This window comes from Pannonibacter sp. I15F10I1 (assembly GCF_900185665.1).
Lineage (GTDB): Bacteria > Pseudomonadota > Alphaproteobacteria > Rhizobiales > Stappiaceae > Pannonibacter > Pannonibacter indicus.
Window position 1 is genome coordinate 446,887 of the sequence record NZ_FYAN01000008.1, and the last position, 26,510, is coordinate 473,396.

Below are 26,510 nucleotides of genomic sequence, written 5' to 3' on the forward strand. Positions count from 1 at the left end.
GCCTTGGCCTGAACGCCCCTTGACAAACTTTCATGCAGCCGTTTTGGTAAGATGTCAGACCAATTCGGATTTATCGAACAGGGGGCGGCATGAGGGGTGGCGGGGAGAGCAGCAGACCGGTGATCGCGCCGCTGGCGCCCATGGACCGGGTGCGCCAGGTGACGGAAGCGCTGGCAGCTTATGTCTCGCAGGCCGGACTGAAGGCCGGTGACCGGCTGCCGGCCGAGCGGGAGCTGATGGATGCGCTGGCGGTTGGCCGCTCGACCATCCGCGAGGTCATCCGTCACTTTCAGGCACTCGGGGTGCTGGAAACCCGCAAGGGCAGCGGCACCTATCTGATCAAGCCGGTGACTTCCGCCACGATCCATATGCCGCTGTCGCTGGACACGGCGAACCTGCGCGATGTGCTGCTGAAGACGCTGGAGGTCCGGCGCGGCCTCGAAGCGGAAGCCAGCATTGTCGCGGCGCGGCAGCGGACCAGCGAAGACCTTGCCATCATCGAGCTGAAACTCATGGAGATGGAACGGGTGCATCTGGAGCAGGGCACCTCCGGTCCGGAGGACCTGGCCTTTCACCTGTCCATCTATGATGCCACGCACAATCCGCTGTTCCGGCAGCTTCTGGAGCAGATGCGCGAGGCTTTCGAGCGCTTCTGGGACCGGCCTTTCAACCGGGCGGATTTTGCCCGCCGCTCCTTTCCCTATCACCGCACCCTGTTCAACGCCATTGCCGCACAGGACACGGAAGCGGCGCGGCGCGAAACCTTGAAAATTCTCGATGTGGTCGAGGAAGATATTAAGGAAATGTCCAAATGAATGACGGTTCCAGCCCGTTGGATCCCTTTTCCCTGATCGCGGCTCACGATGAGGCCCATGCTTATGGTGCCGTGGTGCCGCCCATCGTGCAGACGTCGCTTTTTACATTCTCAAGCTATGAGGAAATGCTGGAGACCTACCGCGGCGAGAAAGTCCGCCCGGTTTATTCGCGCGGCCTCAACCCCACCGTCCGGCTCTTCGAGGAAATGCTGGCAAAGCTTGAGGGCGGCGAGGATGCGCTCGGGTTCGCGAGCGGCATGGCCGCCATTGCCTCTTCCATCCTGACTTTCGTTGAGCCGGGAGACCGGATCGTTGCCGTGCGCCATGTCTATCCCGATGCCTTCCGCCTGTTCGGCACGATCCTGAAGCGCATGCGTGTCGAGGTGACCTATGTGGACGGCCACGATGAGGATGCGGTCGCCAGGGCTCTTCCCGGTGCCAGGATCCTTTATCTCGAAAGCCCGGTGAGCTGGGTCATGGAAGCCCATGATGTCGGGGCGCTGGCGGCACTGGCGCGCAAGGAAGGCGTCATCTCGATCATCGACAACAGCTGGGCGACACCGGTCTTTCAGCGTCCCCTGGCGCTGGGCACCGATCTGGTGCTGCATTCGGCCTCCAAATATCTGGGCGGGCACAGCGATGTTGTGGCCGGGGTTGTTGCAGGCTCGGCAGAGCTGATCGGCCGTATCCGCAGCGAAGCTCTGCCTTATCTCGGCGGCAAGCTGTCGCCCTTCGATGCCTGGCTGCTCATCCGCGGCCTGCGCACGCTTCCGGTCCGCATGAAGGCGCATGAGGCTTCGGCGCTGGAAATCGCGCGGCGTCTGCAAGCCCATGAAAGGGTCGGCGAGGTGTTCCATCCCGCGCTGGCGAACCGGCTGCCGCCGGGCCTTGAGGGAACCTCCGGACTGTTCTCCTTCACTTTGCGCGAGGGCACGGACATCGCCGGTTTCTGCAATCACCTGAAGCTGTTTCAGCTCGGGGTCAGCTGGGGCGGCCACGAAAGCCTGATCGTCCCCGGCGAGGTCGTCCTGCAGCAGAAGGCGCAGCCCAATTCGGCACAGGCCTTCGGCATCGACCCCCGATCCGTGCGCATCCATGTGGGCCTGGAGGGAACCACGGCCCTGTGGCGCGATCTGGAGGCTGCGTTCGCTGCCTCCCAAAACCAATAAAAAATCAATGTCTTCAAAAAGAGGGGAAGTACAATGATGAAAAGAATGCTGACAGCGGGCCTGCTGGCCTCGATGATGTCCGGTACGGCACTGGCCGATACGACGCTGAAGCTGGTTGAAGTCATTACCAGCCCGGCCCGGACGGAGACCTTGAAATCCATCGTGGCGCAATTCGAGCAGGCAAACCCGGGAACGAAGGTCGAGATCATCTCCCTGCCGTGGGGCGAGGCGTTCCAGAAGTTCGCCACAATGGTCTCCGCCGGCGAGATTCCCGATGTGATGGAAATGCCGGACACCTGGCTCTCGCTCTATGCCAACAACGGCATGCTGGAGAGCCTGGAGCCTTATCTGAGCGACTGGGAAGTCACCGCAGATCTGTCCGACCGGGCTCTGGAGCTTGGCCGCGACATCGACAACACGGCCTATATGCTGCCCTATGGCTTCTATCTGCGGGCCATGTTCTACAACAAGAAGCTGCTGGCCGAAGCCGGCGTTTCCGAACCGCCCGTGACCATGGACGAGTTTGCCGAAGCCGCCCGCAAGGTCTCCGCCCTGCCGGGCAAATACGGCTACTGCCTGCGCGGCGGTCCGGGTGGCCTGAACGGCTGGGTGATGTTCGGCGCGACAATGGCCGGGTCCAATACCTTCTTCAATGAAGACGGCACGTCGACATTCGACAGCGAGGGCTGGCAGAAGGGCATCAGCTGGCTGATCGACCTCTACAAGAATGGCTATGCGCCGAAGGATTCCATCAACTGGGGCTTCAACGAGATCGTCGCCGGCTTCTACAGCGGCACCTGCGCGTTCCTGGACCAGGACCCCGATGCGCTGATTGCCATTGCCGAGCGCATGAAGGCCGAGGATTTCGGCGTCACGACCATGCCGAAGGGACCGTCGGGCAAGACCTTCCCGACCATCGGCTATGCCGGCTGGTCGATGATGGCCAAGAGCCAGAACAAGGATCTCGCCTGGAAGCTGATCGCGACGCTTGAAGGACCGGAAGGCAACCTGACCTGGAACAAGCGCACCGGGGCGCTGCCTGCCCTGAAATCTGCGTCCGATGATCCGTTCTATGCCAGCGAGCAGTTCAAGGGCTGGTTCAAGGTTCTGGAGGATCCGGACGCGATCCCGACCACCATGCCGACCTATCTGGAAGAATTCGCCTATTTCAAGGATTCCCTGGCGATCCAGACATCGCAGGAAGCCCTGCTCGGCGACATCACGCCGGAAGAGCTGGCCGCCAAGTGGGCGGACTACATGACCAAGGCGCAGCAGAAGTTTCTCGCCAAGAAATAACTGCCCTTTCCCGTGCAGCCTTACCCTGGCGGCGTTCTGCGCCGCCAGGGCCTCACGCCATCCCGACGCGAGAGAAGCGCAGAACGATGACACGCCTTGTTCAGTCCCGGGGCAGGCCGCCCTTGCTGCGGCGCATTGCCCTTGATGCGGAACCCTATCTGTACAGCGCCCCGGCGCTGTTCCTGATCGCCGCGGTCATGCTGGTGCCGCTGGTTCTCGGCATCTCCTATGCCTTCCGTGATATTCAGCTGCTCAACCCCTTTTCCGGCGGCTTCGTCGGGCTGGAGCATTTCCAGACTCTCGCCCGCGACAGGGCCTTCTACCGGGCGCTTTCGAACACGCTGTGGTGGACCGGTACTTCCGTCTTTCTGCAGTTTGGCCTCGGGCTGATCCTGGCATTGCTGCTCAACAAGCCTTTCCGCGGGCGCGGTCTCGTGCAGGCTCTCGTCTTTCTGCCCTGGGCGGTGCCGACATTCCTTGCCGGCCTGAACTGGGCCTGGCTGTTCAACCCGGTCATCGGCCCCTTGCCGCACTGGCTTTTCGCCCTCGGCCTGCGCAGTGAGGCGAACAATATCCTGTCCGATCCGCACCTGGCCATGTGGGGGCCGATCACCGCCAATGTCTGGTGGGGCATTCCGTTCTTTGCCATCACCCTGCTTGCCGCGCTTCAGTCCATTCCGCGTGATCTCTATGAGGCTGCGGCCATCGACGGCGCCGGACCCATCAAGCGGTTCCTCTCCATCACGCTGCCTTTCCTTGCCCCGACCATCGCCATTACCGTGCTGCTGCGCACTGTATGGATCGCCAATTTTGCTGATCTGATCGTGGTGATGACCAATGGCGGGCCGGCGGACCGGACCCAGATCGTCGCCAGCTATATCTTCACCCAGGCTTTCAAGCGTCTTGATTTTGGCTATGCCTCGGCCATCGCGCTGGTGCTGCTGATCCTGTTGCTGGTCTATTCGATGCTGATCGTCTTCCTCCGCCAGACGCTTCTGAAGGAGGATTGAAACATGCATGTCCGCAAATTCTCTCTCGTCGCGGCCCATCGCCTGGCCATTCTCTGCTACGTGGTCTTCGCCCTGTTTCCGCTGTACTGGCTGCTCAAGGTCGCCGTTACACCCAACGATCTGCTCTACAGCGAAGGGGTGCGGATGTGGCCGTCGAGGACGACCTACGAGCATTTCGACTTCGTGCTCCGGCACAGCGCCTTCCCGACCTTCTTCCGCAACTCGGTGATTGTCGCCGGTTCGACCGCGCTGGTGGTAACGCTGATCGCCTCGCTGTCCGGCTATGCCCTGTCGCGGTTCTCGTTCCGGGCGAAATACTGGCTGATCGCCCTGATGCTGATTACCCAGATGTTTCCGCTGGTGATGCTGGTCGCCCCGATCTTCAAGATCCTCTCGCCGCTCGGCCTGACCAACAGCCTGACCGGGCTGGTGATCGTTTACTCCGCCTTCAACGTGCCCTTCGCGACCTTCCTGATGCAGTCGTTCTTCGATGGTATTCCGAAGGATCTGGAGGAGGCGGCGATGATCGACGGCGCGACCCAGTTCAAGGCGTTCCGCCAGATCATTCTGCCGCTCACCCTGCCGGGGATCGCGGCGACCCTTGGCTTCGTCTTCACTGCGGCCTGGAGTGAACTGCTGTTCGCCCTGATGCTGATCTCCGGCACGGACGCGGCGACTTTCCCGGTCGGGCTGCTGACCTTCGTTTCCAAATTCTCCGTTGATTTCGGACAGATGATGGCTGCCGGCGTGCTCGCGCTGATCCCGGCCTGCCTCTTCTTCCTGATGATCCAGCGCTATCTCGTGCAGGGTCTGACGGCCGGCGCGGTCAAAGGCTGAAAGGTTTTCTCATGGCCTCAATCGAAATTCGGGACGTCCGGAAAAACTACGGCGTGGTCGAGGTTCTGCACGGTGTTGATCTCGACATCCAGGACGGTGAATTCATCGTTCTCGTCGGTCCGTCCGGCTGCGGCAAGTCCACGCTTCTGCGCATGATTGCCGGGCTGGAGGACGTCAGTTCGGGCGGCATTCATATCGCCGGAAAGCGGGTCAATGATCTGCCGCCGAAGGACCGGGACATCGCCATGGTGTTCCAGTCCTATGCGCTTTACCCGCATATGACCGTCGCCGGAAACATGAGCTACAGCCTGCGCCTGCGCAAAACGCCGAAGGAACTGATCGCTGAAATGATCGGGGAGGCTGCCGGCAAACTTGGCCTCGAGCCTCTGATGGAACGGCGGCCGAAGGCCCTTTCCGGGGGGCAGCGCCAGCGGGTAGCCATGGGCCGGGCCATTGTCCGCAAGCCGAAAGCCTTTCTGTTCGATGAACCCTTGTCCAACCTGGATGCCCGCCTGCGCGAACAGATGCGCGCGGAAATCAAGAAAATGCACGCGGACCTGGGCGCAACCTCGATCTATGTCACCCACGACCAGATCGAGGCCATGACCCTGGCCGACCGGATCGTTGCCATGCATGGCGGCGTTGTGCAGCAGGTCGGGACACCGCTCGATCTTTATGACCGGCCGGCCAACCTCTTCGTCGCCGGCTTCATCGGGTCGCCGGGCATGAATTTTCTTGAAGGCCGGTACCATCTCGGCAGTGGCGGTGCGGAGTTCCGCCTTGCCGATGGAACAGCCATTCCCCTGTCCCCGCGCGGCGGTCTGGCGGACGGCGCCCCGGCGACGCTTGGCATCCGGCCCGAGCATGTCAGCCTCTCTGACGAGGGGCGCTGGGAGGCCGGTGTCGATCTGGTGGAACCCACGGGCTTCGGCATCATCCTGCATCTGGCCTTGCATGGCCAGGCGTTCAAGGCCTTCACCCTGGACCGCTCCGTCCTCACACCTGCAGCAGGCTTGCGGGTCAGCTTTCCGGCCGAACATCTGCATCTGTTCGACGAAGACGGCAACCGCGTCTGAAGGCGCCAGGGCGTCATCAGGCTGTTGCCGTCTGCCGCCAGCGCCGCCACGGACTGCGCTGCAGAGAGGTTGGTGTCCGGGCGGGCTGAAGGAAAGGGCTTCGTGCTCCTTTACGCCATCACCCGAAAATCGCCGCCAGGATCTGCGCCTCGATCCGGGCAGCTTCGGTGCCAGCCTTGGGGCGCGGGTGGGGGAGGGGGACGGGGAATTCGGCCTTGATGCGGCCTTCGTCGAGCACGATCACCCGGTCGGCGAGGGCCACGGCTTCGGCCACGTCATGGGTGACGAGGATGGCGGTGAAGCCGGTCTGCTGTTTCACCTTGAGGATCAGCTCCTGCATCACCAGCCGTGTCAGCGCATCGAGGGCGCCCAGGGGCTCGTCGAAGGCGAGCAGGCGCGGGTGGCTGACGAGGGCGCGGGCCAGGGCTGCACGCTGCTTCTGCCCGCCGGACAGGGTGGAGGGCCAGACATGGGCCTTGTCCGAGAGCTGGACAGCCTCCAGCGCTTCGGCCACGGGCTGGGGCAGGGTGGCGGTGCGTCTTGCGGCTGCGCCTGTTGCGGCGGACTGACCGGTGTTTCCGGTATCAAGGCCGTGCCTGAGGCCGATGGCGACGTTTCCGGCCACCTTCTCCCACGGCAGGAGGCGCGGTTCCTGGAACATGAGGCGGATGTCGTCCGAGCCCTTCTGAGGGGCCTTGCCGTCAACGGCGATGCTGCCGCCGGTGGGTGTGTCGAGGCCGGTCAGAAGCCGCAGCAGGGTGCTCTTGCCGCAGCCGCTCTTGCCCACGATGGCGAGGAATTCACCCGGAACAACATCAAGGTCAAGCCTCTCGAGAACGGTCAGGCCGCCGAAGCTTTTCGTGAGGCCGCGCACGCGGATGGCGGCGCCGTCTGCGGGACGCTTGTCATCCAGTCCGTCCGGTTGATTCTCTTCCGGCTGGTGGCTCGACACGTGCAGATAGCCTTCCGGAAGGGCGGCGGCAGCGAGTGCGGCTGCCGGGTGGCCATCAAGGAAGGCCGGGAAGTGTCCGTCAGGATGAGGCATAGGCGGGGCTCCAGGCAAGGGCGCGGCGTTCTAGCGCGCGGGTGATGGAATCCGCCAGCTTGCCGAGCAGGGCATAGAGGATGATCGACAGTACGACGGTTTCGAGGATCATGAATTCGCGCGCCTTCATCGCCATGTAGCCAAGGCCGGATGAGGCCGAGAGCGTTTCGGCGACGATCAGCGTCAGCCACATGATGCCGAGCGCATAGCGCAGGCCGACGAAGACGGAGGGCAGTGCGCCGGGCAGCAGGATCTTGCGGAACAGCTCCGTTCGCTTCATGCCATAGGCGCTGCCCATTTCGATGAGCTGCTGGTCCACATTGCGGATGCCGTGCAGCGTGTTGAGATAGATAGGGAAGAACACGCCGATGGCCACGAGGAACAGCTTCGCCCCTTCGCCAATGCCGAACCAGACGATGACCAGCGGCAGCAGGGCGAGATTGGGGATGTTGCGGATCATCTGCAAGGTGGTGTCCGTCGCCTCGCGGAACAGCGGGCTCACCCCGTTGGCAAGGCCGAGGAGGAAGCCGATGCTGCCGCCGATGGCAAGGCCGGACAGGGCGCGAAGGGCCGAGACGCCGAGATGGGTGAAGAGTTCGCCGCTGATGAGCGTTTCCCAGGCCGAGACGGCGACCGCGCTGGGGCGCGGCATCAAGGTGTCGGGCAGCAGCCCGGCGGCAGCAGCTGCTTCCCACAGCAGCAGCACGCCCACGGGAAAGATATAGGGCACAAGGGCAGCCAGCGGGCGCGTCAAGGTTTTGAGGCTTTGCCACAAGGCGCCGGGCCGCAGCTGCGGGCGGGAGGGAAGATCCCCGGCGTAGATGAGATCACTGGTGCTCATGAGAGATGTCCTTTTCTCTGTCCGGCGGTTGGTTCACTCACGTCTGAGGGTCTTCGGGCGTATGGTTCTGTTCTCTCTCTGACCCTTGAGAAAGGAGCGGGGCGCGGCGGTGGGGCGGGAGGAGAACCGTCCCGCCGCGCCCCGGATCCGGCTCAGGTGAACCGGTGTGGCCAATGCGCTTGAGTGTCAGCTTGCGCTGGCCACCTTCGGGCGGAATTCCGGCCGGGCCGTCTCCGTGCCGCCGCGCTGCGGGGCGATGTTCTCGAAGCGCGAGATATGCTGCTGCGGCTTTGCCGAGCCCTTCAGCACGGGGAAGAGCAGTTCGGCGACCCGGTAGGCCTCTTCCAGATGCGGATAGCCGGAGCCGACGATCGTATCGATGCCAAGCGCCTGATACTCGCGGATGCGCTCCGCCACCGTTTCCGGCGAGCCGACAAGGGCAGTGCCTGCACCGCCGCGCACAAGGCCGACACCGGCCCACAGGTTGGGCGATACCTCCAGCCGGTCCCGCCGCCCGCCATGCAGGGCGGTCATGCGCTGCTGGCCGACACTGTCCGACTGGCTGTTCAGCCAGGCCTGCGCCTTGGCTATGTCCTCGTCCGTCAGCTTCGAGATCAGCCGGTCAGCGGCTGCCCAGGCTTCCTCGTCGGTTTCCCGTACAATGAAGTGCAGGCGGATGCCGAAGGAGACTTCGCGGCCCTTGCGGGCGGCAGCTTCGCGCACCCGGTCCAGCTTTTCAGCCACCTGCGCGGGCGGCTCGCCCCAGGTCAGGTACTTGTCCACCCGGCCGGACGCGAATTCGATGGCGGCATCTGATGAACCGCCGAAATAGAGCGGCGGGCGCGGGCTCTGCACCGGGCGGAAGGGCAGGCGGGCGTTGAGGGCACGCACATGCTTGCCATCCAGATGTGCCTCGCCCTTGGCCAGAAGATCCTCCCAGACGGTGAAGAATTCCTCGGCGAAGTCATAGCGCTCGTCATGGGCCTGGAAAATGCCGTCTCCCGCCAGCTCCGCCGGGTTGCCTCCAACCACGATGTTGAGCAGCAGCCGGCCGTTCGACACCCGGTCAAGCGCGGTGGACAGGCGCGCATAATAGGCCGGCGACGCCGTGCCGGGGCGGATGGCAACGAGGAAGCGCAGCCTTTCCGTATGGGCGGCGAGATCGGCAGCCGTGATGAAGCTCTCCTCGCAGAAGATGCCGGTGGGCAGCAGCACACCGTCATAACCCAGCGTATCGGCCGCCTGAGCCACCTGCCTCAGATACTGCGGCTCCGGAGCCCGATGGCCTTCCGAGGAGCCAAGATAGGGCCCGTCGCCGGAAGTGGGAATGAACCAGAGGAAATCGAGTTTATCCGTGGACATGGATCAGACTCCTTGAATGGTGTTGCCGCGGATCAGGCGGACTTCGGCGTCCAGACGGCCGAACGGATGTCGAGCTTGCGCGGAATGATGCCGAGGGCGTGGAAATCGTCGGCAAGCGCCTGCTCGTAGGCGATGTGCTTTTCCTCGACGAAGCTGATGGAACCGTAGTTCTGGCCCTTGCGGGTGGCGACGGTGGTCAGCACGTCTTCCGGCAGGCCGGTGGCTGCAGCGAAGGCCTTGATGGTCCCCGGCAGATCTTTCTGCGCAGCCTCGCCTACTTCGCGCAGGGCAAGGATCAGTTCGGCCAGCAGCTCGCCGTTCTGTTCGGCGAACTTGCCGTTGGCGGAGAGGAAGCCATAGGCCGGGATAACGCCGTCGGCGGTGGCCAGCACCTGCGTCTCCGGCGATTTTTCGGCGCTGGCGGTGTAGGGGTCCCAGATCGACCAGGCGTCGATGGAGCCATTGGCAAAGGCAGGCGCTGCGTCCGGCGGGGAAAGATCCACCTGCTCCACGTCATCCAGCGAAAGGCCTGCGGTGCGCAGCAGCTGCAGGGCGACGTTATGGGCGCTGGAACCACGCTTGAAGGCGAGCTTGCGCCCCTTCAGATCCGCAATCGAGGTGATGCCGGAGTTCTTGCGCACCAGAATGGCTGAACCGGTATCCGAACCCGTGTAGGCACCGGCAAAGACCAGATTGCCACGGGCCGCATGGGCAAACAGCGGCGGCACATCGCCTGTGGTGCCGAAGTCGAGGGCACCCGCGCTCAGCGCTTCCAGCAGCGGCGGGCCGGAGGTGAACTCCGCCCAGGAGACGCTGATGCCGCGCGGGGCAAGGCGCTCTTCCAGCAACCCGCGCCCCTTGAGCAGCGCCACGACGCCGCCCTTCTGCCAGCCGATGCGCACTTCCTTCACGGTCTGCGCGCGGGCGTTGAACGAGGGGCCGAAGAGGCCGAGGGCGGAGGCGCCGAAGCCGAGAAGCAGGGCGTTGCGGCGGTCGAGTGTCAAGGTCATGGATTTCGCTCCATTTCATCTGGGAAAGACCGGAGAACCGCTCCGGCGGGCGGATGGGGCTGGGCCTAGTGGCCCACGGCGGCGGCGTTGAGCTGCGGGCGGCCAAGGAAGGGGGCAAGCTCCCCGGCGGCCTGGTCGAGGCGGGCAAGCACCGCCTCGTTGACAAGGCGCCCGTCGAGATAGTCCCGCTCGCTGGCATAGACGCCGGTGCCCAGCGTCTGCGCGCTGAAGAAGGAGAACAGCGGGCGCAGCTGATGCTCGATGACCAGCGCATGCCTGTCACCGCCGCCGGTGGCGGTCAGCAGCACCGGCTTTCCGGCGAAGAAGTCCACCGGCAGCAGGTCGATGAGGTGCTTGAAGAGGCCCGGATAGCTGCCCTTGTAGACCGGTACGGCGATGATCACCGCCTCTGCGGCCTTCAGGCTGGCAAGAGCCGTCTGGGCATCGGGGCCAAGATCCTCGGCGCGCTGGGCGTTGCCGAGAAAGGGCTGGAAGTCCGAGATGTCATATACCCGGGTGGTGCGGCCGAAACGTTCGGCGGCAAGGCGGGCGGCGGTGGCGGCGAGGACCCGGGTCTTGGACCCGGATCCCGAACTGCCGGAGAGGCTGACGATGGACGGCTGTGTCATGAGGCATGTCCGTTATTGGTCTATAATGTAGATAGACTAAGTAACTTTCATGCCTCCGGTCCATTCCATAGTCGGAGCCGCAAAGAGAAGAACTCCGTTCTCCCTCACACCGGCGGCAGCAGAAGCTTTCCCCTTGCCGGTGCCGCTGCCGTCTGGCCGCCTGCCAGCGGCTGGCTGAGGCGCCGGGCCAGAAGGGCCGCCTGTTCGCGGATCTCCGGAATCGCCGTGATCTCCCAGAAGGCGGCGCGTGTCACCGGACCTATGCCGAACAGGCGGGGATGCGGCTGGCCGCTGGCGGTGAGCAGGCGGGACTCGCTGTCGAAATCAAGGCCGAGGCCAAGCGGATCGATGCGGCCTGTCCCATTCTCCAGGATGTCCTGCAACAGCGGCGTGGAAGGTGTTTCCGGCGAGCGGCGGATGCCCCGGCAGTCGAGGGCTGCGGCGGCCGTCAGGATTTGCGGCTCCCGCACCACGCCGCTGCGCGGCTGATAGGACACCTCGACCGTGCCGTCTGCGGCTCTTTGGGCAGAGAGATAACGGCCCTTGACCACCTTCAGCTGGCCACTGGCAAGGGCCTGCGCAATCCTTGCGGCAGACTGGGGCGGCATGCGGTGGCGGTGCACCTCCCAGAAAGAGGCGAGGTGGCGCAGGAAGATCTTGCGGTTTTCCGCCGTCAGGTGATGCCAGAGCGTGCGGATATGCGGGCGGATGCCGTCCAGCACCTCGCGCCAGTCGCCGCCTCGCGCCTGATGCTCAGCGGCAAGCTTGCGCAGCCAGCGGGTGAGAAATTGCGTGCTTGTGCCAAGCGGAATATCGGCTGCCGACAGCCGCAGCGGATGGGCGCTGCTGTGGGCCTGCGGCAGAAGGCCGTGGCGGGACAGGGCGGTCATCGGCCCCGTGTGGCCCCGGTCGAGCAGGGAAAGCGCCCAGTCCACCATGGTCAGCCCGCTGCCGATGAAGATCACCGGGGCATCGGGGGCAATATCCGGCAGAACGTGCCAGGGGTTGGACAGGGCTGAGCCCGCAGAGGCGCCCGATGGATGGCCGGTGGCCAGCACGGCGGCATGGGCCATGACGGTGGAGCCATCGTCGAGGGTCAGGGCAACGCTGCGGGGCAGGGTCTCGATGGCGGTGCAGGAGGCAGCATGCAGGCGGATGCTGCCCCGCTCCAGTCCGGGGCGCAGCTGCGCTTCCAGATAATCGCCGTAGATGGCGCGGGTGACGAAGCAGGCCGGCGTTGCATCCCCGGGCCGGGTGGCCAGCCATTCGCCGAAATGATCCGGCGCGTCGGCATAGGCGCTCATGTTGCGCACGCGGGTGTTGAGAAGATGGCCCGGATCAACGGGCGAATAAGCGATGCCGCGGGCAATGCGGTCTGCCTGTTCGATCAGCGAAATGCGGATGCGGCCCGCGGTCAGTCTGTCCAGATTGGCTGCCAGCAGCGTTCCACTGGCACCAGCCCCGATGATGGCGATGTGATGCGTCATGCTGCGTTCTCCCGGTTTCTGGCGGCCGGGGCGCGGCATGTGCCTCGCATCAGGACACGTGGAGGGCTGCGATCTTCTCGCTCTCCTCGGCCTCGGCCATCTGTCGCATGGATGCGATGGATCTGGTGTCCAGCACCGAGGCGATTGCCTCGCGGACATCCAGCATGGTCAGCCGCACGGAACAGGCGTTCTCGTCCGGGCAGTCGTGACAGCGGTGATAGGCGGTGCGGCTGGCGCAGTGGATGGGTGCGAGCGGTCCGTCGAGGACGCGCAGCACATGCCCCACCATGATGTCTTCCGCCGGGCGTGTCAGGCAGTAGCCGCCGCCGCGCCCCTTGCGGGCATGGACGAAGCCTGCGTGGCGCAGGTCCGCCAGAATGGCATCGAGAAACTTCTTGGAAATCGAATTGGCGTCGGCAATTTCCGACGACTGGACAACCTGTCCCTCGGGCAGGCCTGCCAGATGGCACATGGCCTTCAACCCGTATTTGCCTTTCATGGACAGCATGGAAACCGGACTCCGCAGGACAATGGACCCTATTCATCCATTTTATTGATCGTCCATATAGACCGGTTTGTTCTTTCTGGCCAGAACCAAAGGCTTTCCGCCACGGCGGAAGGCTGCGCGGCCGGGGAACCGGCGGCGCGGGGGGGAATAGCACTACCCGGTGAGGTTCAGTACCGGGGGCCATGGGCGGAACCAGCGGCAAAACCGGCCAGCGCCAGTGTGCGCGGCAGGTTGCCATCTGTCCGGGTGGCGGCTGTCTGCGCGGGAACGCTGGCTGGGGCTGTCTGCACCCCGCTGCTGCTGCCCGCCATGGCCCCGCGCGGGGAGGCGAGCACGGCAACGACAAGTGCATAGGCCGCAACGAAGGCAATCCAGGCGGCGAGGCGCATGATGTCCTTGCGCGTTGTGGTGCCGTTGGCCGGGCTGGTGGCCGTGATGCGTCGTCCGGTCATGTTCCGTGCCTCCTCTCATGGGTTGTGACGGTGCGTCCGTCATCTGTGCGGCGGCGCAGGCTCGCGCTGCGGCCGCCGGGATAGCGGGGGATCAGCGACAGGTCGGTCAGCAGCGTCTTGCCAACCGGCCACGGGCCGAAACCGGCGTCCGGATTGATATGGCCCGAAGCCCCGAGATCGATCAGCCGTGCGCCCCAGTCATCGGCGAGCCGGCCGGCCCGGTCGAAGGTCATCCAGGGATCGTTGCGGCTTGCCACAACGGCGGCATTGAACTCGAACCGTTCGCGCGGCAGCGGGCCGAAATGGCCGAGGCGCTGGGCGCCGGTGCCGCGTTCCACATCAGCAGGGGCGACCAGCAGGGCGGTGCCGATTTCCACCGAGGGCCAGCGCGCCGCCACGCGGGCAATGGCCGTGGCACCAAGGCTGTGCGCCACGATATTGGCGCCGGGATGCTCGCGCAGATGTCGCACGATGGTCACGTCCCACTGATAGGGATCAGCCGCGCTCCAGTCGTCCTGGCCCACCCAGATGGCCGACGGATCCGTCTTCAGCCACCAGGTCTGCCAGTGATTGCTGCAGGAGCCGCCAAGGCCCGGAATGATCAGGGTGACAGTCATTGCCATCTCCATATGGCTGCTGTTGACACTGTGTTGATCATCTACTGGTTCGCTGTACTTTTGAATTCCAAAGGCAGTGCCCCGAAGAGCATGGGTGTTCTCCGCCGGTCCCGTCCGGCGGGCAAACTCATCTCCGCGACACGTCGACCGGATAGGCCGTGGTGGCCTTGATCCGCTCCATTGCAAAACGGGAGGTGACATTCTTCAGCGGCACGCTTTCCGTCAGCCGCTTGTAGAAGGCGTCGAAGGCGGCCATGTCTTCCACGGCGACCCTGAGCAGATAGTCGGCGTCCCCCGCCATGCGGTGGATCTCCATGACTTCGGGCATGGCGCCGGTGATGCGGGCAAAGCTGTCGCGCCATTCCGGCGTGTGGTCCGCTGCTTCGATCTCGACGAAAACGGTGAGACCCAGCCCGATCCGCTCCGGCGCGACGAGCGCGACGCGCCCGAGGATGATGCCGGTCTGCTCCAGCTTCTGGATGCGCTTCCAGCAAGGCGTGGGGGAGAGGCCTGCCCGGTCGGCGAGCTGGGCAATCGACAAGGTGGCATCCGCCTGCAATGCGGCGATGATCTTGCGGTCGATGAGGTCCAGAGACATGCCTTCTCCAATATGTATATCGAATTAGTAGATATATTTCGCCGGGAAGCTGCTCCTGTCAAGCTGGCTCCGTTCTGCGCCCTTGCGCTGCGGAGCATTGCAAATTCCCCGAAAGGGCTGTGCGGGAGAAAAGTGTTCCTGTTTCCCTCCGCGGCCGGATGCCCTACAATGCGGGCAGCCCCTTCGTGGTTCCCGCCGGATGGTCCGGCGGCCGGTTGCCTTGCAGCCCGGACCGGGGAACAGAGACGCACGTGTTATCTCTCAAGGCACAATATGCATTGAAGGCCGTCATCGCGCTCGCCCGCAACAGGACGGACGAGGTGCAGCTGACGGCGGATATTGCCGAAACCCAGGCGATTCCGAAGAAATTCCTTGAGCAGATCCTGCTGGATCTCAAGCACAACGGGGTGGTCGTCAGCCGGCGCGGCAAGGCGGGCGGCTATATGCTGCGCAAGTCGCCCGACCTCATCACCTTCGGCGAGATCCTGCGCATCGTGGAGGGGCCGCTGGCGCCGCTTCCCTGCCTCAGCCGCACGGTCTACCGGCGCTGCGACACCTGCCGGGACGAGGCTGCCTGCGAGATCCGCCGGGTCTTTGCGAAGGTTGCCGAAGCCAACCGCGCCATCCTCGATAACACCACGATTGCCGACTGCCTGAAGGGTCAGGGGCTGCCGGAATCCAATCCAGCCCGCCTTGTTGGATAAATTTTCTACGATTTCGGCTTTATTGCAGTGGCGGTTTGTTTTTAAACTCGACAAAATCGATAGAGATTAAATGCGTTGATAGCAGGGAGGTTCCCCAAATGACACGCATCAGGTTTCTGAAATCCGCCGCCGCCGTTGCCCTCGCGCTTGCCTTTGCAGCGCCGGCCCCGGCCTTTGCCGCAGACGTGACGCTGCTGAATGTCAGCTACGATCCGACCCGCGAGCTCTACAAGGAATTCAACCCCGCCTTCGCCGCCTTCTGGAAGGAGAAGACCGGAGACAACGTGACCGTGCAGATGTCGCATGGCGGCTCGGGCAAGCAGGCCCGCTCGGTCATCGACGGGCTGGAAGCCGATGTGGTGACGCTGGCGCTTGAGGCCGACATCAACGAGATCGCCTCGGCCACCGGCAAGATCCCCGAAAACTGGCGCAGCCTGCTGCCGAACAACAGCGCGCCCTACGTTTCCACCATCGTCTTCCTTGTCCGCAAGGGCAACCCGAAGGAGATCAAGGACTGGCCGGATCTGGTCCGTGACGGCATCCAGGTGATCACCCCGAACCCGAAGACCTCCGGTGGTGCGCGCTGGAACTTCCTGGCCGCCTGGGGCTGGGCGCAGAAGACCTATGGCGGTGATGAAGCCAAGACGCGCGACTATGTGACCGAGCTGCTGCGCCATGTGCCGGTGCTTGACACCGGGGCCCGAGGCTCCACCACCACCTTCGTCCAGCGCGGCATCGGCGACGTGCTGCTGGCCTGGGAGAACGAGGCTTTCCTGGCTCTGGCAGAGCTGGGTCCGGATCAGTTCGAGATCATCGTTCCGTCCATCTCGATCAAGGCGGAGCCGCCGGTGGCGCTGGTTGAGGGCAATGCCAAGGCAAAGGGCACGGAAGAGGTGGCCAAGGCCTATCTCGACTATCTCTATTCCCCGGCGGGGCAGGCCCTTGCAGCCAAGCATTACTACCGTCCGGCGAGCCCTGAGCTGGCCGATCCGGAGGATCTGAAGCGCTTCCCCGAAGTCGAACTCGTCACCATCGAGGATTTCGGCGGCTGGGCCAAGGTGCAGCCCGAATTCTTCGGTGACGGCGGCATCTTCGACCAGATCTACAAGCCGGCGCAGTAAGAACAGATGGCAGCCATCACTCCACAGGCGCGGTGGCGGTTCCGTCAGCCGAGCGTGCTTCCCGGTTTCGGGCTCACGCTCGGCTACACGGTGACCTACCTGACGCTGATCATCCTCATTCCACTTGCGGCGCTTGCATGGCGCGCCGCCGGGCTGGGGCTTGACGAATTCATCCGCATCGCCACCGACCGGCGCACGGTCGGGGCCTTGCGGGTCAGCTTCGAGGCGGCTTTCATCGCTGCCCTGATCAATCTGGTCTTCGGCCTGATCACCGCCTGGGTGCTGGTGCGCTACCGCTTTCCGGGGCGCGGTGTGATCGACGCGATCGTCGATCTGCCCTTTGCCCTGCCGACGGCTGTGGCGGGCATCGCGCTGACGGCCATCTATGCCCCCAACGGCCCCATTGGCGCGCTGCTGGCGCCCTATGGCATCAAGATCGCCTATGCCTTCCCGGGGGTGGTCATTGCTCTGGTCTTCATCGGGCTGCCGTTCGTGGTGCGCACGGTGCAGCCGGTGCTGGAGGATCTGGACCGGGAAGTTGAGGAAGCGGCGGCGACCCTTGGGGCAGGCCGGTTCAAGACCATCTTCCGCGTGCTTCTGCCCGCTTTGCTGCCTGCCAGCCTCACCGGCTTTGCGCTCGCCTTTGCCCGCGGGGCAGGGGAATACGGCTCGGTGATCTTCATCGCGGGCAACATTCCTTATGTCACGGAAATCGCGCCGCTGCTGATCGTGATCCGGCTTGAGGAATTCAACTATGGCGCAGCGACGGCCATTGGCGCGCTGATGCTGATCATCTCCTTCGTCATGCTGCTGGTGATCAACCTGACGCAGGCCTGGAGCCGCCGGAGATATGGCCATGGCTGATCTTGCCTTTCTGACCCGCTCCTCACCCATCAGCGAAAGCCCCCTGGCCAAGCTGCTGCTGGTGCTTCTGTCCCTGCTGTTCCTGACGGTGTTTCTGGCTCTGCCGGTGCTTGCGGTCTTCAGCGAAGCCTTCCGCAACGGGCCGGGGGCCTGGGTGTCTGCCCTGCAGGATCCGGATGCTCTGTCCGCCATCCGCCTGACCCTGCTGGTTGCGGCCATTGCCGTGCCGCTCAATCTGGTCTTCGGCGTGGCGGCGGCCTGGGCCATCGCCAAGTTCGAGTTCAAGGGCAAGGCATTCCTGATCACGCTGATCGATCTGCCGTTCTCCGTGTCTCCGGTCATCTCGGGGCTGGTTTACGTGCTGCTTTTCGGCTCCGGAAGCGTGCTCGGGCCCTGGCTGAAGGGCTATGGCATCGAGATCCTCTTTGCCGTGCCGGGCATTGTGCTGGCGACGGTCTTCGTCACCTTTCCCTTCGTGGCACGGGAGCTGATCCCGCTGATGCAGGAGCAGGGCACGGGCGATGAGGAAGCTGCGCTCAGCCTCGGGGCCAGCGGCTGGCAGACCTTCTGGCGGGTGACGCTGCCGAACATCCGCTGGGGCCTGCTCTATGGTGTGCTGCTGTGTAATGCCCGTGCCATGGGCGAGTTCGGGGCTGTGTCGGTGGTCTCCGGCCACATTCGCGGCGTGACCAACACCATGCCGCTGCACATCGAGATCCTCTACAACGAATACAATTTTGCCGCTGCCTTTGCCGTTGCCTCGCTGCTGGCCGGTCTGGCGCTGCTGACCCTCATCCTCAAGACCGCAATCGAGCTGCGCTATGCCGGACAGTTGTCCGCCTCGCGCGGCCATTGATGGAGCCTGACCCATGGAGCTTTCCATCCGCAACATCCGCAAGGATTTCGGTGCCGCCAATGCGCTGGAGGATGTGTCTCTGGACATTCATTCCGGCGAACTCATCGCCCTTCTGGGGCCATCCGGCTCCGGCAAGACCACGCTGCTGCGGCTGATTGCCGGGCTTGAAGCACCCAGCAGCGGCCAGATCTTCTTCGGCAAGGAGGACGCGTCGCGCCGCAGCGTGCAGGAGCGGCAGATCGGCTTCGTCTTCCAGCATTATGCCCTGTTCCGGCACATGACCGTGCTGGAGAACATCGGCTTCGGCCTCTCCGTCCGCCCGCGCGCCTTCCGCCCGCTGAAGGAGGATATCCGCAGGCGGGCGCTGGAGCTTCTGGATCTGGTGCAGCTCTCCGGCCTTGAGAAGCGCTATCCGGCGCAGCTTTCCGGCGGTCAGCGCCAGCGTGTGGCTCTTGCAAGGGCGCTCGCCATCGAGCCGCGCGTGCTGCTGCTGGATGAGCCTTTCGGTGCGCTGGATGCGCAGGTGCGCAAGGATCTGCGCCGCTGGCTGCGCGAGATCCACGACACCACCGGCCACACCACGGTCTTCGTCACCCATGATCAGGAAGAGGCGCTGGAGCTGGCCGACCGGGTCGTGGTGATGAGCCGGGGCCGGATCGAGCAGGTGGGCTCGGCCGATGATGTCTATGACAATCCCGGCTCGCCCTTCGTGCACCGCTTCATCGGCGAGGCATCGGAGGTTCCGGTGCGGATCGAGGGCGGGCAGGTGTGGCTCGACGACCGGCCCACCGGCCTTGCCGCACAGGGCGCTGCTGAAGGGGATGGCACACTGTTCTTCCGCCCGGATCAGGTGGACATCACGCAGGGCTGCGGCGGCTGCTTTGCCGGCACGGTTTCCGCCAGCCGCCGCCATGCCGGCTCCCGGCGCCTTGAACTGGAACTCGGCGGCTCGCGCCACAAGGTGGAGATCGACGTTCCCGTCGGCCATCCGGCCTCGCTGCGCAGCCAGATTTCCTTCCGTCCGCTTGCCTGGAAGGTGTTTCCGTCCAATGGCGGGGCCGCCGTCTCCGGTGCGGCCGGGGAGGAGGCAGGCTCCCCCGCATCCGCGCGGGCCGCATCACGCTGAGGGCTGGTTGCCGGGTTCTTTCGCCAGTCCTTTTCGTCAGTTCCTTTCGCCGGGCTTGGGCTTTTGCCCTGGCCCGGCTAGAGTTGCGGCAGTGGAACAGCCGGACAGGATGGCGGCAGGGGCGGCGTGACGTTTGATCAGGGACTTCTTCTGGCGCTTCTCGGCGGCATGCTGGCCGTGTTTGTGCTCGACCGCTGGCGCATCGAAACCGTTGCGCTTGCCGGGCTTGGCCTTGCCTGCGTGTCTGGCCTTGTTCCCGCCAGCGCAGCCTTTGCCGGTTTTGCCCATCCGGCGGTCATCACCGTTATCGCGGTGCTGCTGATCGTCGAGGCCCTGCACGGCAGCCAGATCATCATCCGCTTCGGACAGTGGCTGTCCGGGCTGGGCCTGCGCCCCGCCGGGCTTCTGGCCTGCCTGTGCATCACGGGCGCGGTGCTCTCCACCGTCATGAACAACATCGGCGCCATGGCCCTGCTGCTGCCATTGGTGTTCTCCCTGTCGCAGACCGGCGGATACGACAGCCGCGCCATGCTGATGCCGCTGGCTTTCGCAACGCTGCTCGGCGGTGTCTGCACGCTCATCGGCACGCCCGCCAACCTCATCGTCAGCAACACGCTGAAAGCGGCGACGGGGCAGGGGCTGCCGTTCCTCTCGCTGTTTCCCGCCGGCGCCGTGATTGCTGCCGCCGGATTGGCCGTCCTCCTCTTCTGGTGCCCGCGTATCTTTCCGCTGGTTCCCGCTGGTGCTGCCGGTGGCGGTCCGGAAGACGATCTGTTCGACGTGCGTGAGCTTGCCGTGACGCAAGGCGGGGAAACGGTGGAGGGTCTTGCTGCACGGCTGCAGGGCCGGATCATCTCCGTCATCCGGCAGGAGGCGCATGTGTTTCCGCTGCGCCCGCAGACGGAGCTTCTGCCCGGTGATCTCGTCTTTGCCGAAGCTCGGGCCCGGTTGTTCACGCCGCTCATTGCGGAAGGCCGCCTTGCGCCTGCGGTCAAGCCGGAGCCCGGTGAAGCCCTGACACGGCTTGCGGTGATGCCGCACAGCAGCCTTGCCGGATCGCGCATCGCCGCCATTGCAGACCTTGAGGAGTTGGACCTGCGCCCCGCTGCCGTCACCACCCACGGGCGGCGGCACGAAGGGCGGCTGGCGGACCTGCAGCTTCTGACCGGCGATGTGCTGACGCTCTGCGGTGCAGCTGGCGCCGCACGGCAACTGGCCGAGGATCACGGCCTGATCGTGGTGGAGGCCGCATCCGCTACCACTCCGGAGTCCGTGCCGCAGGCCTCACCGGTGCCGCTGGTGCTGTTCGTGGCCGGGCTTGTGGTGGCCGCCACCGGCTATGTGACACCGGAGGCAGCCCTTGGCGGCACGGTGCTGGTTCTGGCACTGCTCGGCCATCTCGATCTGCGGGTGGCGCTGAAGTCCCTCAACTGGCCCATCATTCTGCTGCTGGCCGCCATGCTGCCGCTTGGTGATGCCATGGAGACGACCGGCACGGCTGCCATGCTGGCCGAAGCGCTGGCCGTGCATCTGGTGCCGGGCCAGTTGCTGCCCGCTGCCATCGCCATGCTGGTGATTGCCCTCGTCATGACGCCGCTCGTCAACAATGCCGCAACGGCGGCGATCCTTGCCCCCGTTGCCCTGCAGACGGCAGCGAGCCTTGGCCTGCCGCCTGCGCCGCTGCTGGCGGCCGTTGCCTTCGGCGCCTCGCTCGACTTCCTCACCCCCGTTGGCCACCACAACAACACGCTGGCCTATGGGCTCGGCGGTTACCGCTTTGCCGATTTCCTCAAGGCAGGCTGGCCGGTGACGCTGGCCGCCTGTGCCGGTGCCATTGCCGGGCTCGCCCTGTTCTGGACTTGAGGCTTTTAGGCTGTGGGGAAGGCCGCGCGCCGCTGTTGCAGCTGACGCTTCCTGTCTAGATTGGGTCTGACAGGCACAGGAGACGAGACGGTGAAAGTTGCGATTGTTGGTGCGGGTATTGGCGGGTTGTCGGCAGCATGGGCCTTGCGCAAGGCCGGTGTGGCGGTGACGGTTTTTGATCAGGGCCCCATCCCCAATCCGCTGGCCACCTCTCATGACGAGCACCGCATCACCCGCCACATCTATCCCGGCCTCGATGGCTACGGCCAGCTGATGCCGGAGGCCTTCCGTGCCTATGACGCGCTCTGGCAGGATCTGGGGCAGCGCCATTTCGAGCCGCGCCCCATGGTGCATGTCTCGCGCGGGGAGGTGAGCTATTTCCCCGCCGCAGAAGCAGAAATGAACGCGCTGGGCATCCCCATCCGCTCCCTGCCGCTCGACGGGCTTGCGGCCATGATCCCGGTGCTGGAAACCTCCGGCATCCGCGAGGCCTTCGAGGTGGGCGGAACCGGCGTGCTCTTCGCCGCCCGCATCATCTCGGCGCTTGCCGCCTGGCTGGCGGAAAACGGCGCGGATCTGAGGCCCCACTCCCGCGTAACGGATGTGGACCCGGACAGCGCCACGGTGACGGTGGATGGCAACCGTGAGAGCTTCGATGCAGTCATTGTGGCCGCCGGTGCCTGGGTGAGTGATCTGGTGCCTCAGGCCGCTCAGCGCCTCGTTCCGTCCCGCCAGCTGGTGCTCTATCTGGAGCCGCCGCAGGATATGGCTTCCGCATGGGCGCAGGCTCCTATCATCATCGACATGGGCAGCGGCAGCTATGGCGCCTATGTCCTGCCACCCTGCAACGGCACCCGGCTGAAGATCGGCGATCACCGCTTCACCCGTATCGGCCACGGCAGCGATGACCGCACGCCCACGGCAGCCGACATCGCCCCCGTGCGCGAGGCCCTGACCGGCACGCTGCGCGGCTCCGAGCGTTACCGGATCATCGAGGAAAAGATCTGCTACTACACCGTCTCGGCAGACGAGCGTTTCGTCAGCGAGCCGCTGGGCAAATCCGGCTGGCTGCTCAGCGCCTGCTCCGGCCACGGCTTCAAGCTCGGCCCGCTGATGGGCCTCGGCGTGGCTGATGCCCTCACCGGCAAACGTGCCGCAGCGGACGTCTCCCGCTGGGCTGCTGGATTAGGCGGGGTGTGAGGGGAGGGGCTGCAACATCCCTGTCCGCCGCCCACATCCCCCATCCCCATCATCCGTCATGCCATGGCTCGACCATGGCATCCACCCCGATGCGTCCCGGCACATTGTGCGCGGGATTGGGCCCCTGTGACGATGAGACCCTTCGAGGTGCTGCCCGTGCGGATGGGAAACGGCATGGGTGCCATGGTCAAGCCATGGCATGACGGAGTGTTTGGGTGGCCCGGAGTGTCAGAACCGGCGCTGCGGCCTTGCGCAGTCCCGCCGCCTCGCCAATGACCACGCCGCCTTCGCGCAAAAACCCCTCCACTTTCGTCATGCCATGGCTTGACCATGGCATCCACCCCGATGCGTCCCGGCATGTTGTGCGCGGGATTGGGGCTCTGTGTGGGTGCGGCATTCGAGATGCTGCCCGTGCGGATGGGGAACGGCATGGGTGCCATGGTCAAGCCATGGCATGACGGAGTGTGTGAGGGGGCAGAGTGTCAGAACCGGCGCTGCGGCCTTGCGCCGTCTTGCGCAGTCCTGCCGCCTCGCCAATGACCACGCCGCCATCATGCGAAAACCCCTCCGCTTTCGTCATGCCATGGCTTGACCATGGCATCCACCCCGATGCGTCCCGGCATGTTGTGCGCGGGATTGGGCCCCTGTGACGATGAGACCCTTCGAGGTGCTGCCCGTGCGGATGGGAAACGGCATGGGTGCCATGGTCAAGCCATGGCATGACGGAGTGTTTGGGTGGCCCGGAGTGTCAGAACCGGCGCTGCGGCCTTACGCCGTCCTGCCGTCTTGCGCCGTCCTGCCGCCTTGCCAATGACCACGCCACCATCACGCGAAAACCCCTCCACTTTCGTCATGCCATGGCTTGACCATGGCATCCACCCCGATGCGTCCCGGCACGTTGTGCGCGGGATTGGGCCCCTGTGACGATGAGACCCTTCGAGGTGCTGGCCGTGCGGATGGGGAACGGCATGGGTGCCATGGTCGAGCCATGGCATGACGGAGTGAGGGGCGGGGCGTCAGAACCGGCGCTGTACCCATTCTGGTCGCCGCAGCCTCCCAAAAACAACAGCGCCCCGATCCATCGCTGGAAAGGGGCGCTGCCGTTTGCTTCGGTCAAAATTCCGGGCTGATTACCAGCCGGCGAGAACCGCGCCGTGGAACGTGTCTTCCACGAACTTGCGCACTTCGTCGGAATTGTAGGTTTCCACGAGGGTCTTCACCCAGGCGGCGTCCTTGTCCTGCGTGCGCACGGCGATGAGGTTCACGTAAGGACCCTTCGGGCTTTCGCGCAGGATCGGGTCCTTGACCGGGTCAAGGCCGGCTTCCTTGGCATAGTTGGTGTTGATGCCGGCGGCATCCACATCCGGCAGCGAGCGCGGCAGCTGGGCGGCGTCGATCTCGACGATCTTCAGCTTCTTCGGGTTCTCGACGATGTCGGCGATGGAGGCCTTGACGCCTGCGTCCTCGCGCAGCTTCAGCACGCCCGCGTCATCCAGCAGCAGCAGCACGCGGCCGCCATTGGTCGGATCGTTCGGGATGGCAACCGTGGCGCCTTCCGGCAGGTCGGTGATCGCCTTGTGCTTCTGCGAATAGACGCCGATGGGGAAGTTGACAGTGAAGGCCACATCCGTCAGCTGATAGCCGCGGTCGGCCACCTGGTTGTCGAGATAAGGCTTGTGCTGGAAGGAGTTGGCCTGCAGATCACCGGCGTTCAGCGCCTCGTTCGGCACCACATAGTCGGAGAATTCGAGGATCTCGATGTCGAGGCCCTTCGGCGCGGCAAGGCGCTTCACTTCTTCCATGATCTGGGCATGGGGGCCGGGGGTGACGCCGACCTTGATCGTCTCGGCAAAAGCCGGGGCGGCAGCGAAGAGGGTGAGGGCAGCAACGGCGCCGGTCAGGGACGCGGCAATGGACTTGAAGAGCATGTGAGCACTCCGGTTCTGGGAAAGGACAAGCGGAAACTTCAATGCCGGGCGCGCTTGTCGAAGCGCCGGGCAAGGCTGTCGCCAAGGCTTTGCACGCCTTGCACGAGAAGGATGAGCACCAGCACGACCGCCAGCATCACGTCGGGCATGAAGCGCTGATAGCCGAAGCGGATGCCGAGATCACCCAGGCCGCCGCCGCCAACGGCGCCGACCATGGCCGAATAGCCGATGAGGCTGACGGCGGTGAAGGTGAGGGCATGGGTGATGGCAGGCAGCGCCTCGGGCAGCAGTACCTTGCGCACGATCTGCAGCGGCGTTGCCCCCATGGCACGGGCCGCCTCGATCAGGCCCTGATCCACGCCCCGGATGGCGCCTTCGATGACGCGGGCAACGAATGGCGTCGCGCCGATCGTCAGCGGCACGATGGCCGCCGTGGTGCCAATCGAAGTGCCTGCAATCAGCCGGGTCAGCGGCACGATGGCGACCACCAGAATGATGAAGGGCGTGGAGCGCGCCGCGTTGACGATGAGGCCCAGCACCGCATTGAGGGCAGGGGCGGCGAACAGCTCGCCCTTGCGGCTGGTGGCCAGGAACACGCCCAGCGGCAGGCCGATGGCCGTTGCCAGAAGGCCGGAAACGGCAACCATGTGAAGGGTTTGCAGCAGGCTGTCGAAGATCAGCTTGAGAATGTGCGGGGGCAGGAAATCAGGCAACATAGCCAAGCACCTCGCTGGTCAGGCCGTGGGAGCGGGCACCTGCCTCAACGGCGGCAAGGGTTTCAGGTGCGGCATCGACGCTGACGACCAGCTGGCCATAGGTTTGGCCTGCGATCTGGTCGATCTTGCCCTGCACGATGGACAGGTCGAGCCCCAGCGTGCGCGAGAAGTGGCTGATGAACGGGCTCTGGCTGCCTTCACCCTTGAAAATGAGGCGCACCAGCGCCTGCCCGCCGGGCTGGGGCGTGCTCTGCAGCCTTGCGCGCAGATGTTCCGGCAGCACGGCGCCGGTCACGGCGGAGACGAAGCTGCGGGTGGTGGGGTGCTGCGGTTCGGTGAAGACATCGAAGGTGCGGCCATGTTCAACGATCTGGCCGCCGTCGATCACCGCGACTTCATCGGTGATGGCGTTGATCACGCTCATCTCGTGGGTGATGAGCAGGATGGTGAGACCCAGCTCCCGGTTCACCTGGCGCAGCAGGTCAAGGATCTGGTCTGTCGTCTCCGGGTCCAGCGCCGAGGTCGCTTCGTCGGAGAGCAGCACCTTGGGATCGGTTGCGAGAGCCCGGGCGATGCCGACGCGCTGCTTCTGGCCGCCGGAGAGTTCGCCCGGATAGCGGTCCGCCTTGCCGTCGAGGCCGACAAGATCCAGCAGCGGGCGCACCCGCCGTTCGATCTCGGACCGGCTGGCGCCGATGATTTCCAGCGGCAGGGCGGCGTTGTCGAACACGGTGCGCCGGGCCAGCAGGTTGAAGTGCTGGAAGATCATGCCGATGGAGCGGCGCTCGGCGCGCAGGGCCGCTTCGCTGAGCTGCGTCAGGTCGGTGCCATCGACGATCACCGCGCCCCGGCTGGGACGCTCCAGCCCGTTGACGAGGCGGATCAGGGTGGATTTGCCGGCGCCCGAACGCCCGATGACGCCCAGAATGCGACCGCGCCCGACGGACAGGTCAATGTCCTTCAGCGCCTCGACGGCAGCATGGCCACTGCGGGCCGGATAGATCTTTGCCACACCCTTGATCTGCACCAGAGGCGCCGGGCTGCCATCCGCCGGCGCGGAGGCAAGACTGTGCGGATCGGGCGGATTGGATTGCATGTTCACGGGGTCAGAACCTGTTGGGAGGGCCGCCTGCAACGCCTTGGAAGGGGCCTGAGGGCGGATTGTGACGCTAATATCCCAGAGCCGGGCCAGCAGCGCGAGGGACCGGGTCATCTATATCGCCTCAATTCCGGATCGGCTTGGCCCAATTTGGAAAATACGGGGAAAAAATTTTCAGAACGGTCCCGGGGGCTTCGTTCAGGCACGGGGGAAACTCCCCGGGGCGCGGCCGGGTGTTCCGAGGTGTATGATATGCCGCACTCCCGGCAGAAGCGGTGGTG

The 26,510-nt window shown here is 64.8% G+C and carries 27 protein-coding genes; 13 read left to right on the plus strand and 14 right to left on the minus strand.

Annotated features, from left to right (window positions below; translation table 11 throughout):
* Positions 1-89 precede the first annotated feature (89 nt).
* From IF10I1_RS07925 to IF10I1_RS07950, 6 genes are all read left to right on the plus strand, one after another.
* Positions 90-815, plus strand: a complete 726-nt coding sequence (locus IF10I1_RS07925) for a FadR/GntR family transcriptional regulator (RefSeq protein WP_186415000.1) — start codon at positions 90-92, stop codon at positions 813-815.
* Positions 812-1,984, plus strand: coding sequence for a PLP-dependent transferase (locus IF10I1_RS07930; protein ID WP_186414999.1), 1,173 nt, complete (start codon positions 812-814; stop codon positions 1,982-1,984). The genes IF10I1_RS07925 and IF10I1_RS07930 overlap by 4 nt, the downstream gene beginning before the upstream one ends.
* A gap of 36 nt (positions 1,985-2,020) precedes the next feature.
* Positions 2,021-3,280 (plus strand): sugar ABC transporter substrate-binding protein, encoded by a 1,260-nt coding sequence (locus IF10I1_RS07935; RefSeq protein WP_186424447.1) that lies wholly within the window; start codon positions 2,021-2,023, stop codon positions 3,278-3,280.
* An 86-nt stretch (positions 3,281-3,366) separates the two neighbouring features.
* Positions 3,367-4,290 carry a carbohydrate ABC transporter permease gene (locus IF10I1_RS07940; protein ID WP_186414998.1) on the plus strand — a complete coding sequence of 308 codons (924 nt, stop codon included), beginning with the start codon at positions 3,367-3,369 and terminating at the stop codon, positions 4,288-4,290.
* Positions 4,291-4,293: 3 nt separating this feature from the next.
* Positions 4,294-5,127, plus strand: a complete 834-nt coding sequence (locus IF10I1_RS07945; RefSeq protein ID WP_019966439.1) for a carbohydrate ABC transporter permease — start codon at positions 4,294-4,296, stop codon at positions 5,125-5,127.
* A gap of 11 nt (positions 5,128-5,138) precedes the next feature.
* The gene (locus tag IF10I1_RS07950) at positions 5,139-6,203 is read left to right on the plus strand and encodes an ABC transporter ATP-binding protein (protein WP_186414997.1); all 1,065 of its coding nucleotides are present in this window, start codon (positions 5,139-5,141) and stop codon (positions 6,201-6,203) included.
* A gap of 118 nt (positions 6,204-6,321) precedes the next feature.
* Here the strand turns inward: IF10I1_RS07950 and IF10I1_RS07955 are convergent, their stop codons facing one another.
* From IF10I1_RS07955 to IF10I1_RS08000, 10 genes are all read right to left on the minus strand, one after another.
* Positions 6,322-7,248, minus strand: coding sequence for an ABC transporter ATP-binding protein (locus IF10I1_RS07955; RefSeq protein ID WP_186414996.1), 927 nt, complete (start codon positions 7,246-7,248; stop codon positions 6,322-6,324).
* A complete protein-coding gene (locus IF10I1_RS07960) occupies positions 7,235-8,089 on the minus strand; it encodes an ABC transporter permease subunit (RefSeq protein ID WP_208977170.1) in 855 nt (284 codons plus the stop codon). The genes IF10I1_RS07955 and IF10I1_RS07960 overlap by 14 nt, the downstream gene beginning before the upstream one ends.
* A gap of 186 nt (positions 8,090-8,275) precedes the next feature.
* Positions 8,276-9,451 (minus strand): FMNH2-dependent alkanesulfonate monooxygenase, encoded by a 1,176-nt coding sequence (ssuD, locus tag IF10I1_RS07965; protein WP_186414995.1) that lies wholly within the window; start codon positions 9,449-9,451, stop codon positions 8,276-8,278.
* A gap of 32 nt (positions 9,452-9,483) precedes the next feature.
* Positions 9,484-10,461, minus strand: coding sequence for an aliphatic sulfonate ABC transporter substrate-binding protein (locus tag IF10I1_RS07970; protein WP_186424425.1), 978 nt, complete (start codon positions 10,459-10,461; stop codon positions 9,484-9,486).
* Between the two features lie 65 nt (positions 10,462-10,526).
* Complete coding sequence (locus IF10I1_RS07975; protein WP_123194585.1) at positions 10,527-11,090, minus strand: NAD(P)H-dependent oxidoreductase; 564 nt, start codon at positions 11,088-11,090, stop codon at positions 10,527-10,529.
* Positions 11,091-11,194: 104 nt separating this feature from the next.
* Entirely contained in the window at positions 11,195-12,577 is a 1,383-nt protein-coding gene (locus tag IF10I1_RS07980) for an FAD/NAD(P)-binding protein (protein WP_186424426.1), read from the minus strand.
* A gap of 49 nt (positions 12,578-12,626) precedes the next feature.
* Positions 12,627-13,085 carry an Rrf2 family transcriptional regulator gene (locus tag IF10I1_RS07985; protein WP_019966447.1) on the minus strand — a complete coding sequence of 153 codons (459 nt, stop codon included), beginning with the start codon at positions 13,083-13,085 and terminating at the stop codon, positions 12,627-12,629.
* Positions 13,086-13,252: 167 nt separating this feature from the next.
* Positions 13,253-13,537, minus strand: a complete 285-nt coding sequence (locus IF10I1_RS07990; protein ID WP_186424427.1) for a hypothetical protein — start codon at positions 13,535-13,537, stop codon at positions 13,253-13,255.
* On the minus strand, positions 13,534-14,154 hold the full coding sequence (locus IF10I1_RS07995; protein WP_186424428.1) for an alpha/beta hydrolase: 621 nt from the start codon (positions 14,152-14,154) through the stop codon (positions 13,534-13,536). Before IF10I1_RS07995 ends, IF10I1_RS07990 begins: the two co-directional genes overlap by 4 nt.
* 127 nt (positions 14,155-14,281) lie before the next feature.
* A complete protein-coding gene (locus IF10I1_RS08000; RefSeq protein ID WP_019966450.1) occupies positions 14,282-14,752 on the minus strand; it encodes an Lrp/AsnC family transcriptional regulator in 471 nt (156 codons plus the stop codon).
* Positions 14,753-15,003: 251 nt separating this feature from the next.
* On the opposite strand from IF10I1_RS08000, the gene IF10I1_RS08005 reads away from it, so the two are divergent.
* From IF10I1_RS08005 to IF10I1_RS08035, 7 genes are all read left to right on the plus strand, one after another.
* Positions 15,004-15,456 carry an Rrf2 family transcriptional regulator gene (locus tag IF10I1_RS08005; RefSeq protein ID WP_186424429.1) on the plus strand — a complete coding sequence of 151 codons (453 nt, stop codon included), beginning with the start codon at positions 15,004-15,006 and terminating at the stop codon, positions 15,454-15,456.
* A 98-nt stretch (positions 15,457-15,554) separates the two neighbouring features.
* Positions 15,555-16,577: a sulfate ABC transporter substrate-binding protein gene (locus IF10I1_RS08010; RefSeq protein ID WP_186424430.1), complete on the plus strand. Its 1,023-nt coding sequence runs from the start codon at positions 15,555-15,557 to the stop codon at positions 16,575-16,577.
* Positions 16,578-16,583: 6 nt separating this feature from the next.
* Entirely contained in the window at positions 16,584-17,441 is an 858-nt protein-coding gene (gene cysT / locus IF10I1_RS08015) for a sulfate ABC transporter permease subunit CysT (RefSeq protein WP_050472730.1), read from the plus strand.
* Positions 17,428-18,297 carry a sulfate ABC transporter permease subunit CysW gene (cysW, locus tag IF10I1_RS08020; RefSeq protein WP_050472731.1) on the plus strand — a complete coding sequence of 290 codons (870 nt, stop codon included), beginning with the start codon at positions 17,428-17,430 and terminating at the stop codon, positions 18,295-18,297. Before cysT ends, cysW begins: the two co-directional genes overlap by 14 nt.
* Before the next feature lie 13 nt (positions 18,298-18,310).
* Complete coding sequence (locus IF10I1_RS08025; protein WP_050472732.1) at positions 18,311-19,423, plus strand: sulfate/molybdate ABC transporter ATP-binding protein; 1,113 nt, start codon at positions 18,311-18,313, stop codon at positions 19,421-19,423.
* 126 nt (positions 19,424-19,549) lie between these two features.
* Complete coding sequence (locus IF10I1_RS08030; protein WP_122520337.1) at positions 19,550-21,286, plus strand: SLC13 family permease; 1,737 nt, start codon at positions 19,550-19,552, stop codon at positions 21,284-21,286.
* A 90-nt stretch (positions 21,287-21,376) separates the two neighbouring features.
* Positions 21,377-22,486, plus strand: a complete 1,110-nt coding sequence (locus IF10I1_RS08035) for an FAD-binding oxidoreductase (RefSeq protein ID WP_186424431.1) — start codon at positions 21,377-21,379, stop codon at positions 22,484-22,486.
* A 187-nt stretch (positions 22,487-22,673) separates the two neighbouring features.
* Here the strand turns inward: IF10I1_RS08035 and IF10I1_RS23085 are convergent, their stop codons facing one another.
* The 4 genes from IF10I1_RS23085 to IF10I1_RS08050 all read right to left on the minus strand — a co-directional run bounded on the left by IF10I1_RS23085 (position 22,674) and on the right by IF10I1_RS08050 (position 26,226).
* A complete protein-coding gene (locus IF10I1_RS23085; RefSeq protein ID WP_256387915.1) occupies positions 22,674-22,802 on the minus strand; it encodes a hypothetical protein in 129 nt (42 codons plus the stop codon).
* A gap of 814 nt (positions 22,803-23,616) precedes the next feature.
* The gene (locus tag IF10I1_RS08040) at positions 23,617-24,414 is read right to left on the minus strand and encodes a MetQ/NlpA family ABC transporter substrate-binding protein (RefSeq protein WP_050472735.1); all 798 of its coding nucleotides are present in this window, start codon (positions 24,412-24,414) and stop codon (positions 23,617-23,619) included.
* A 38-nt stretch (positions 24,415-24,452) separates the two neighbouring features.
* On the minus strand, positions 24,453-25,130 hold the full coding sequence (locus IF10I1_RS08045; protein WP_019966460.1) for a methionine ABC transporter permease: 678 nt from the start codon (positions 25,128-25,130) through the stop codon (positions 24,453-24,455).
* Positions 25,120-26,226 carry a methionine ABC transporter ATP-binding protein gene (locus IF10I1_RS08050; protein WP_058899536.1) on the minus strand — a complete coding sequence of 369 codons (1,107 nt, stop codon included), beginning with the start codon at positions 26,224-26,226 and terminating at the stop codon, positions 25,120-25,122. Before IF10I1_RS08050 ends, IF10I1_RS08045 begins: the two co-directional genes overlap by 11 nt.
* Positions 26,227-26,510: the final 284 nt, after the last annotated feature.